Below are 9,852 nucleotides of genomic sequence, written 5' to 3'. Positions count from 1 at the left end.
CCGCGCACACCTCGGCCGGGCACGTGCCGGTGCTCGTGACGCCGGGGCGCCCTGGCCTCAACCTGGTTTACGTGGCCGGCTCCGACGCGGTCCCGGTCGGCAGCGACCCGGGTCATGCGCTGCCGGCGGCGGAACGGCCCGGCGCCGGCGGCCGCTGGGCCACGGTCGACCTGCCGCCCGGGGTGAGCAGGCTCTGGATCTCCGGCACGCCTGTCGATGTCGACACCGGCCACGGTCCGCGTTCGACTCCGGTGTTCACCGGTCCGGACGGTCCCGAGTGCGCCAGCGCCGCGCTCGGTGCGGTGCTGGCCGGATCGAGGCAGGCGTTGACCGGCTGCCCCGCCGACGCGCTCGCGCCCGCCGACGCGGAGACCCTGCGCGCGCTGATGAAGCAACTGGCCGGGCGCGGCGTGCCCGAGGTCCGGGTGGAAGCCGACGCCTCCGCCCGCTCCGCCGCCGCACTTTCCGTTCTCCGTGACGCCGCCCGGGAAGCCGGCCTCACGATCACCGGCACCCCGGCCCGCGACGGCGCCCTGATCGTGGTCTCCGGCTGGGCCGCCGCAACCTCGACCCTGCGCGCGGTCGCCACCCGCCAACTCACCGAGGTGCTCTACTCGACCGGCACCTACCTCGCCCCCTGGCTCCTCTCCGCCCCGGTGCTCCGCTCCACCAACGGCACCGTCCTCGCCCTCCGCTTCGACCCGCGCGACGAGCCCGCCGTCCGCTACCAGGTCGCCGTCGAGGCCGCGTTCCACGGCTCCGCCCCGACCGAATCCGGCTACCACGCCTGGCTCACCGCCCAGAACTCCCCCGAGCCAAGGGAAACGCGCCTCTACGCCGCGTCGGCGGTCGCCTTCCTGCCCCAGGAGTTCGCGCACCACACCCACGAAACCGGCTGGCTCCCCGGCGGCACCATCGTCCCGGTCACCGGCCCACTCACCTAGACCGCGAGTCGTACGTTCGGGACCACGAGTCGTACGTTCCAGCAACTGAGTTGGACGTTCGGGCAGGCCGGGTCCGCCTGGTTCTCGTCCGGGCGGTGCTCCCAGCCTGCTCCGCGGCACCCGACCTGGGAATCAACCGTCTAGGCCTTGCCCCACTGGCCGCACCTCGAGGTCTTGAAGAACTGCCCGTTCTTCAACGTCACCGTCGGCCGGCCGCCGGTGACGATGTCGTTGGCGACAATGTGGTCGCCGTTCGCGTCCGAGTCGATCTCCCAGTAGCAGTCCCCGACCACCGTTTCCTTCGTGCGGTACGTCCCGGGTTGAATGTCGACACCCACCGCCCAGCTACCTTCGGCAATCGTGTTCTGTGCCTGGACCTTCTCCTGCTGCGTCACCGCATCCTCGCGCGCCTTGACGTCGTCTTCGCGCTTCCTGGCGGCGGCGTCCCGTTGTGCAAGCTCGTCCTCGTGCTTCTTCGCCGCATCCTCCCGCGCCTGCACGGCGCTCTCCACGGCGCTCCGGTCACCGAGCAGCTTGTCCCGCTCACCCGTCACCCTGCCGAGTCGGGTGTGCAGATCCTGGTTGGACTCCTTCAACCCGGAGACCGAGGAGGCGTTGTCCTGGCTGACGCCGCCGTTGTAGAACGCCATGCTCCAGCCCAGGACAAGGCCGAGGACCAGGGCCACCTCGACCCAGAACCTCGGGCTCCGCAGGAACACCCACCGACGCCCAGGTAGTACCTGAACGGGTTCGGGAGTGAGGGTGATCGACATGGCAGGGCCCTTCTCGACATCGTGCCTTTTGTCGCGCTCATCGCCCGAGTCCCGGCGGATAACACAGGGTGAGCGGATCTCGGGACCTATGACCCTGCCGTGCAGATCCCTTCGGCCCGGAGCGTCGGTGTACCGGCTTAGCCTGCGGGCATGGATCCGATCGAGACGTTTGCCGGGGTGCTCGTGGCGGAGGAGCCGCGGCCGGAGTTGGCCGAGCACCTTGCGGTGTTCGCTCCGCTGATCGGGAGTTGGGATCTGCGGGTGTTCGAGTATGGGGCGGATGGGAGCCTGGTCGAGGAGACGGCCGCGGAGTGGCACTTCAGCTGGGTGCTGGACGGGCGGGCGGTGGCGGATGTGTGGATCAATCCGCGGCGGGTGGACCGGGGGCCGGGCGCGGACGGGGAGTGGGGCTTGTCGGTGCGGTTCTACGATGCGGCGATCGGGGCGTTCCGGTCGACCTGGCTGGGGCCGAAGCGGGGGCTGGTGATGCCGTTCCTCGCGCGGCCGACGGAGGACGGGATCGAGCTCGCGGCCGATCGGGACGGGGTCGCGCACCGGTGGGTGTTCTCGGAGCTGACCGCCGGGTCGTTCCGGTGGCGTCGGGAGGAGGACGGCGCCGTGCGGCAGCGGTTCGAGGCGACGCGGGCCGCTTGATATCTACATCAAGTTGGAGTTGAGCGACGGATTTGTCGCATAATGGGGCGGTGACGGAACCGGGTCCGGTGCTGAGCCGCCGGCGGGAGGTGGGTGGCGGGAGCGCGCGTTCCCTGCTGATGACGATTCTCGGGGAGTTCGTGCTGCCGCGCGGGGCGCCGGCGTGGACGTCGACGCTGGTGGATGCGCTGGGCATGTTCGACGTCGAGGAGAAGTCGGCGCGGCAGGCGCTGGCGCGGATCGCCGCGGAGGGGTGGCTGACCTCGGACCGGGTGGGGCGGCGGGTGCGGTGGAGCCTCACCGGGCCGGGGCGGCGGCTGCTGGTCGAGGGCGCGGAGCGGATCTACGGGTTCGGCAGCGGGGAGCCGAACTGGGACGGGCGCTGGCTGATCGTGCTGGTGTCGATCCCGGAGTCCCTGCGTGACCTGCGGCACCGGCTGCGGACGCGGCTCAGCTGGGCCGGTTTCGGCTCGCCCGCGCCCGGCGTGTGGATCACCCCGCGGCCCGGCGCGGAGTCCGACGCCAAGCTGATCCTGGACGAGCTCGCGCTCACCGGTCAGGCCCTGTCGTTCGTGGCCAGCTACGGCGCGCTCGGCGCGGAGCCGGACATGGTGGCCGCCGCGTGGGACCTCGGCGACGTGGCCGAGCGCTACCGGCATTTCATCGACGAGTTCGGCACGCTCCACCCGCGCACCCCGGACGACGTGCTCCGCGCGCAGACCCGCCTGGTGCACGAATGGCGCCGGTTCCCGTTCCTCGACCCGCAACTGCCGGCTGAGCTCCTCCCTCCGCAGTGGATCGGCACCAAAGCCACCGAACTCTTCAACGACCGCCACAAGCATTGGGGCGAAGCGGCCCAGACCCGCTGGTCCGAACTGACCGGCGGGGAAGCAACGTGACATTGCTTTCCTAAATGTCCAGGCCGGGGAACACCTTGGCCGCGTTGCCGGCGAGCACGCCGCGCAGGATGTCCTTGGGCAGTCCCAGGTCGGTGAGCGCCGTGGCGTTGCGGCGCGGGCCGGGGACGCCGGGCCAGTCGGTGCCGAAGATCCATTTGGTGGCGAGGCGGGGCAGGTCGAAGCGGGCGTAGTACTCGGGGAGCTTGCGGGGCGGGAGGCCGGCGAGGTCGAGCCAGACGTTGTCGCGGGCGGTGGCGAGGTAGGCGGCCGTGTCGTACCAGGGGCCGCGGCCGCCGTGGGCGAGGACGAACTGGACGTCGGGGAAGTCCTCGAGCACGTCGAGCATGAGCTCGGGGTTGCCGAACCGGGTGCGGGCGCCGGGGAAGGTGGAGCCGCCGGAGTGGATGATCACCGGCACGCCGCGCTCGCGGCAGATCTGGTAGGCCGCGTGGAGCTCGCGGTCGTCGGGGCGGAAGCCGGCGTGCACCGGGTGGAGTTTGAGCGCCACCGCGCCGAGGTCGAGCTGGCGTTCCACCTCGGACCCGAGCGGGTGGTGCAGGTGTGGGTTCACGTTGGCCACAAGGCGGAACCGCACCGGGTTGTGCTCGACGAAGGGCAGGTTGTCCTCGATCGCCTGGATGCCGGTGGCCCGCGGGCTGTACTCGCAGAACAGCAGCACCCGGTCCACACCCTCGGCCTCGAACAGTCCGTCCACACGGGACGGTACCGGGTCGCCGGCCGTGTCGTAGACGGATCTCCAGTCGTGCGAACGGGAGAACGGCTCGGCCCACTCCAGCCAGGACGGCTTCACCGTGGACAGCCGCGCCGCGTGCACGTGCGCGTCGACCAGCGGCACTAGCCCGCCTCTAGTCCGCCTCTCCGGGATTTCGATGCTGTCGTTCCGTTCCTGGGGAGCGCGGCGGTTGTGGGGTTGATTGTGGCTGGGTTGCGTCACGGTCCCCTGAGGTTCCGTTGGTCGGCGTGAGGCTTTCCGAGATGATCCGTCAGACACTAGTCTGCAGCTCCGCGGATTTCAGCGCGTCCCGCACCTGATCACGGAGCACGTTGCGGCGGATCTTGCCGGTGGCGGTCTTCGGCAGCTCCTCGAAGGCCACCACCGCGCGGGGGCGTTTGAACGCGGCCAATCCTTCACGGCACCAGTGGATCAGGGCATCGGAATCCACAGTGGATCCGGTGACCGGCACCACGCAGGCGACCGGCTTGTCCAGCCCCACCTCGTCCGGCGCGGCGACCACCGCCGCCTCGGCCACCGAGGGGTGCTCCAGCAACCGCTGCTCCACCTCGGCCGGCGACACCCAGATGCCGCCGGCCTTCAGCATGTCGTTGTACCGGCCGAGACACGTGTAGGTGCCGTCCTCGTTGCGCACGTAGGAATCGCCGGTGCGCAGCCACTCGCCGAGGAACATCTGCCGGGTGGTCTCCGTGCGGCACCAGTACCCGGTGGCGATCGACGGGCCGCGCAGGTACAGCTCCCCCGGCGTGCCGACCTCGCCGACCACGGCGCCGTGCTCGTCGCGGATCTCCACCTCGTAGCCGGGCACCGGGGTGCCGGACGCGCCGGGCCGCACCTGGCCCGGCCGGTTGGACAGGAAAATGTGCAACGCCTCGGTCGAGCCGAGGCCGTCGAGGATCTCCACCCCGAACCGGTCCAGGAACCGGGAGAGCACCACGGCCGGCAGCGGTTCACCGGCGGAAACCCCTTGGCGCACCGAGGAGAACGTGTCATCCGGGATGTCACTGTTGAGCAGCGCGGCGTAGAACGTGGGCACCGCGAAGAACAGCGTCGGCTTGTCGGCGGCGACCCGCCCGGCGATCAGCGCGGGCGTCGGGCGGGACCGCTCCAGGATCGCCGTCGCCCCGGCGGCGAGCGGGAAGAAGCACGAGTTTCCCAGACCGTAGGCGAAGAACAGCTTCGGCACGGACAGGCACCGGTCCACGGATGTCACCCCGAGCACGCCCGAGCCGTACAGCTGCGCCACGTCCCGGATGCTGGCGTGCCGGTGCATCGCGGCCTTGGGCTTGCCCGTGGTCCCGGAGGTGTAGAGCCACAGCGCGGGCGAGTCCGGCCAGGTGGCATACGGCTCGACGGACCAGTCACCCGCCGCGCACATATCGGCCCATTCCATGACGGACACGCCGTCCCGCATCGCGAAGTCGGCCGGACCGTCCAGAACCACCGTGGTGACGTCGGGCGCGGCGGCGGCCGCCTCGCATCCTGCGACCGCGAACTCGACCGATAGGCACAGGATCCGGGCCCGGGAGTCAGCCAGCATCTGACCCAGCTCGGCACCGGTGACCATGGTCGACACCGGCACGGGCACGGCTCCGAGGTGCATCGCACCGAGGATGCCCGTGAGCAGCTCGACATCGTCGGCCATGCAGAACATGGCCCGCTCCTCCGGTCGGACACCGAGCGCCCGCAACCCGGCCGCTACTCGGCGTACCTCGTCCGAGAGTCGCCGGTAGGTCAGCGACCGGCCGGGGGACACCACCGCGACCCGGTCGCCGCTCCCGTCCCGCACGTGCCGGTGCACCAAGAAATCCGCCGCGTTGAAGATTTCCATGCCGCCGCCCTTTAGGTCAGGTACACGTATTCGTAGTCGAACGGCTTGCCGTTGATCCCGTTGCGGGGCGGCGCGAGCCAGCTGGCGATCTTGCCGCGCTCGTACACCGGATGCATCAGCGAGCGCACGAACGCCAGGTCCGCGCTCGTCGGCAGCCAGTGCTCGCGGCCCTTCCGCCAGGTCTGCTCGTCCACGATCGTGCCGTCCGGGGTGATGTGGAACCCGGAGCTTACGCCAACCTGGCGGTTGAAGCCCGGGTGCGGAAGCCGGAACCGGAACCCGACCTCATGGTCGGCCAGGATCCTGTTCCACCGCTTGACCCCGGTCTCGCAGTCGGCGATGTACTCGCCGCGAAGATCCAGGTTCAGCGCCAGCAGCGCGGAGATCTCCTCGGCGTCCCAGGTGCCGTCGGGCACCGGCCGGTCCAGGAAAACGCTGTCCTCGGTGAGCGTGTGGTCGTCGGCGCGCCGGGTCTCCTGCCAGCGGCCCTTCAACCCGGCGGTGTAGTAGTTGGCCGCGTTGGTCGAGGTCTCGCTGCCGAACAGGTCCAGCGACACGGTGTAGTGGAAGTTCAGGTATTTCTGGATCATCTCCAGCGGGATGCCGCCGTGCGGGCCGATGTCCATGGTGTCGTGCTCGCGGATGAGCTGCGCGCTGCGCTCCACCACCCGGTCCACCCCGGTGGTGCCCACGAACATGTGGTGCGCCTCCTCCTTGAGCATGAACTCGCAGGTGCGCGACAGCGGATCGAAGGCGCTCTCCTTCAGCGTGCCGAGCTGGTACTTGCCGTCCCGGTCGGTGAAGTAGGTGAACATGAAGAACGCCAACCAGTCCGCGGTCTCCTCGTTGAACGCGCCGAGGATGCGCGGCGAGTCGGGGCTGCCGGAGTTGCGCAGCAGCAGGCCTTCCGCCTCCTCGCGGCCCTCCTTGCCGAAATAGGCGTGCAGCAGGTACACCATCGCCCAGAGGTGCCGGCCCTCCTCGACGTTGACCTGGAACAGGTTCCGCAGGTCGTACAGGCTGGGTGCGGTCAGCCCGAGCAGCTTCTGCTGCTCGACGGAGGCCGGCTCGGTGTCGCCCTGGATCACGATCAGCCGCTGCAGGTCGGCGCGGTACTCCCCCGGCACCTGCTGCCAGACCGGCTCACCCTTGTGCTGCCCGAAGGCGATCCGGCGATCCGGGTTGCGCTCGGCCAGGAAGATCCCCCAGCGGTAGTCCGGCACGTTGACATGATCGAAGTGCGCCCAGCCCTCCCGGCCCACGCTGACCGCGGTGCGCAGGTACACGCCCTGGGTCTGCAGCGTCGGTCCCATCTCGCCCCACCAGTTCATGAACTTCGGCTGCCAGCCCTCCAGCGCGCGCTGCAGGCGCCGGTTGGACGCGAGGTCCACGTTGTTGGGGATCTTGTCGTCGTAGTTGATCGAGGTGGTCACACCCGCCTCCTGTCGAACGCCGGCCGCTGACCGGTGCCGTAGCGCCGCAGCGCACCGTCCTCACCGGACGCGTTGGGCCGCACGAAGATCCAGTTCTGCCAGGCGGAGAGCCGGCCGAAGATCTTGCTCTCCGCGGTCTCCGGTCCGACGAACCGGTGGTTGGCCTCCATGCCGGTGCACGCGTCCGGGCTCAGCGCCGCCCTTCCCTCCAGCACGATCCGGATCTCGTCCGCCCAGTCGATGTCATCGGGCGCCGCAGTGACCAGACCCAGCTCCTGAGCCTCCATAGCGGACAGTGCCCGGTTCAGCTCCTTGGCGTGCAACGCTTCCAGCTGGTCCTGGTCACCGTAGAAGCGCGCCTGCAGCCGGGAGATGCCGTTGCCCATGGGGAAGGCGCCGAAGTTGGCCTCGGTCAACGTGATCGTGGCGCGCTCGTCGCTGTCCTCGTCGTCCGGCGGTGGACCGTCCAACATGTACTGCCGGTCGGCGGCGAACGCCAGCTCGGCCAGCATGCCGGCGAAGCACGACCCAGGCTCGATCAGCGCGATGAGGCTCCGGCTGGTGACGTCCAGACGTTTCAGCGTTCGTTTGTAGTAGTGCAGAATCTCGTTGGTCAGCCAGTTGGGCTCGAACAGCAGGCGCTCGTAGCCGAGCACGACGTCCGGGTCGCCGTGGGTACTGATCACCCAGGTGCCCAGGCCGGCCTCGTTGGTGCGCAACCGAAGGATCAGGTCGTCCAGCTCACGGGTCATGGCCAGCGGCCAGAACTCGGCGCCCTCGTCCAATCCGCCCACCGCCTTCGGCGCGTGCACGGTGATCGTGACCGTGCCGGCTTCGCGGTCGATTTCATGGCGCACGTACCGGTCGCGCCGCAAGGGAGCCAGCTCGATGCCTTGCGCGTCGTTGGGCCTGTTCGAGTGCGCGGCTAGTTCAGTCGCCCGTTGTCTGACCGCGTCCTCGAACCTTCTGGGCGGCGCCAACTCGTCGACGAGCTTCCAGTCGACGGCCGTGCGGCCCTTGACCCCGTCCTGGCGGGTGGCGAAGACATCGGCCAGGTCCCGGCGAACCCCGCGCTTGTCCACCAGCCGGGTCAGCCCACCGGTCCCGGGCAGCACGCCCAGCAGTGGCACCTCGGGCAGCGACACCGTCGACGAGTTGTCGTCCACCAGCAGGATGTGCTCGCACGCCAGCGCCAGCTCGTACCCGCCGCCCGCGCACGAGCCGTTCACCGCGGCCAGGTACACCTGACCGGAGTGCGCGGTGGCGTCCTCCATGGCGTTGCGGGTCTCGTTGGTGAACTTGCAGAAGTTCACCTTCCAAGGATGAGACGAGGCGGCGAGCATTCTGATGTTCGCGCCCGCGCAGAACACCTTCTCCCTGGCCGAGGTCACGATCACCACCCGCACCTCGGGGTGCTCGAAGCGTAACCGCTGGGTGGCGTCGTACAGCTCGATGTCCACGCCGAGGTCGTAGGAGTTGAGCTTCAGCTCGTACCCGGGAACCAGCCCGCCGGCCTCGTCCACGTCCAGCATCAGCCAGGCGATCTCGCCGTCCAGCCGCAGTTTCCAGTGCCGGTACCCGTCCGGGTGCGCGTCGAACGAGACCACCGGCTCCGCGCTCTCCACGGCCTCTATTCTCTACATCTTGACCGGCTCTCGTCAAGGTTCTGTAGAAGTTCGCCGCACCGCGGGCCGCCTCAACACCTGCCCGATCGGACATTTTCGAAATGGCCCCGGATGTCCGACTTTGGGCAGATGAGCGACATCATCGTCAAGCGCGGGGATGACAACGAGCACGTCCGCGCCGTGCAGGAACGACTCGAGCAGCTGGGCTTCAACCCCGGCGGGGCGGACGGCGACTTCGGCCGCAAGACCGAGGAGGCGGTGCAGGCCTTCCAGGCGGCCTGGGAGCTGCCCCCCACCGGGTCGGTGGACGACGCCACCTGGGGCGCGCTGTTCTCCAGCGCCGAGGACCCGTCGGCGCACGGCGCGTCCGAGGGGGCGACCGCCGACGCGCTGGTCGACCTGGCGCTGCACCAGATCAACGACCGGTACGTGCTCGGCACCGACGCCGACGAGAACAACCCGGACGAGGACGAGTTCGACTGCGCCGAGCTGATCTCCTGGAGCTGCGCGCAACTCGGCGTGGAGCTGCCGAGCTACTCGGTGAGCCAGATGGACGCGGTCGCCAAGGCCGGCCTGGAGATCAGCGTCGCCGAGGCCACCGGCATCAAAGGCGCGCTGCTGTTCCGCTCGGCCGGGCACAACGGCTCGGCGTACAACCACGTCGCGCTCTCGCTGGGCAGCGGCAACGAGACCATCGAGGCGATGGGCTCCAAGTACGGCGTCGCCGTCGGCACCATCGACCACCGCTTCACCCGCGCCGGATACATCCCCGGAATCACCTACCCCTGAGCCTTTGTGGGTGGCCCTGGCAAGGACGGGGCCACGCGCAGTGGTGGAGCGGCGGTGGCCAGGACCAAGACGGGGCCGCTTCGCGGCCCCGGGTGGGGTTGGCGAGGTCAAGGTGGCACGAGTGGACGACAGCGGGTTCTGGATCGCAAA

At 69.6% G+C, this 9,852-nt stretch carries 8 protein-coding genes and 1 pseudogene; 4 read left to right on the top strand and 5 right to left on the bottom strand.

What is annotated here, in order from left to right; genetic code table 11:
• A pseudogene (locus VGR06_RS33260) lies at window positions 1–944 on the top strand (hypothetical protein); the annotation flags it as partial.
• A 140-nt stretch (window positions 945–1,084) separates the two neighbouring features.
• Here VGR06_RS33260 and VGR06_RS33255 read toward each other — a convergent pair.
• On the bottom strand, window positions 1,085–1,663 hold the full coding sequence (locus tag VGR06_RS33255) for a hypothetical protein (RefSeq protein ID WP_327563153.1): 579 nt from the start codon (window positions 1,661–1,663) through the stop codon (window positions 1,085–1,087).
• Window positions 1,664–1,867: 204 nt separating this feature from the next.
• On the opposite strand from VGR06_RS33255, the gene VGR06_RS33250 reads away from it, so the two are divergent.
• Complete coding sequence (locus VGR06_RS33250) at window positions 1,868–2,371, top strand: hypothetical protein (RefSeq protein WP_327563152.1); 504 nt, start codon at window positions 1,868–1,870, stop codon at window positions 2,369–2,371.
• Window positions 2,372–2,421: 50 nt separating this feature from the next.
• The gene (locus VGR06_RS33245; protein WP_327563151.1) at window positions 2,422–3,270 is read left to right on the top strand and encodes a PaaX family transcriptional regulator C-terminal domain-containing protein; all 849 of its coding nucleotides are present in this window, start codon (window positions 2,422–2,424) and stop codon (window positions 3,268–3,270) included.
• Window positions 3,271–3,280: 10 nt separating this feature from the next.
• Here the strand turns inward: VGR06_RS33245 and VGR06_RS33240 are convergent, their stop codons facing one another.
• From VGR06_RS33240 to boxC, 4 genes are all read right to left on the bottom strand, one after another.
• Complete coding sequence (locus VGR06_RS33240; protein ID WP_327563150.1) at window positions 3,281–4,126, bottom strand: amidohydrolase family protein; 846 nt, start codon at window positions 4,124–4,126, stop codon at window positions 3,281–3,283.
• 148 nt (window positions 4,127–4,274) lie between these two features.
• On the bottom strand, window positions 4,275–5,855 hold the full coding sequence (locus tag VGR06_RS33235) for a benzoate-CoA ligase family protein (protein ID WP_327563149.1): 1,581 nt from the start codon (window positions 5,853–5,855) through the stop codon (window positions 4,275–4,277).
• Between the two features lie 11 nt (window positions 5,856–5,866).
• Window positions 5,867–7,288 carry a benzoyl-CoA 2,3-epoxidase subunit BoxB gene (gene boxB, locus VGR06_RS33230; RefSeq protein WP_327563148.1) on the bottom strand — a complete coding sequence of 474 codons (1,422 nt, stop codon included), beginning with the start codon at window positions 7,286–7,288 and terminating at the stop codon, window positions 5,867–5,869.
• On the bottom strand, window positions 7,285–8,913 hold the full coding sequence (gene boxC / locus VGR06_RS33225) for a 2,3-epoxybenzoyl-CoA dihydrolase (protein ID WP_327563147.1): 1,629 nt from the start codon (window positions 8,911–8,913) through the stop codon (window positions 7,285–7,287). The genes boxB and boxC overlap by 4 nt, the downstream gene beginning before the upstream one ends.
• A 129-nt stretch (window positions 8,914–9,042) precedes the next feature.
• Here boxC and VGR06_RS33220 point away from each other — a divergent pair, with 129 nt between their 5' ends.
• Window positions 9,043–9,702 carry a peptidoglycan-binding protein gene (locus VGR06_RS33220; RefSeq protein ID WP_327563146.1) on the top strand — a complete coding sequence of 220 codons (660 nt, stop codon included), beginning with the start codon at window positions 9,043–9,045 and terminating at the stop codon, window positions 9,700–9,702.
• Window positions 9,703–9,852: the final 150 nt, after the last annotated feature.

Source organism: Actinophytocola sp. (assembly GCF_036002505.1).
Lineage (GTDB): Bacteria > Actinomycetota > Actinomycetes > Mycobacteriales > Pseudonocardiaceae > DASYTH01.
The sequence above is the reverse complement of the archived record's forward strand: the minus strand, read 5'-3'. Positions and strand labels throughout refer to the sequence as shown.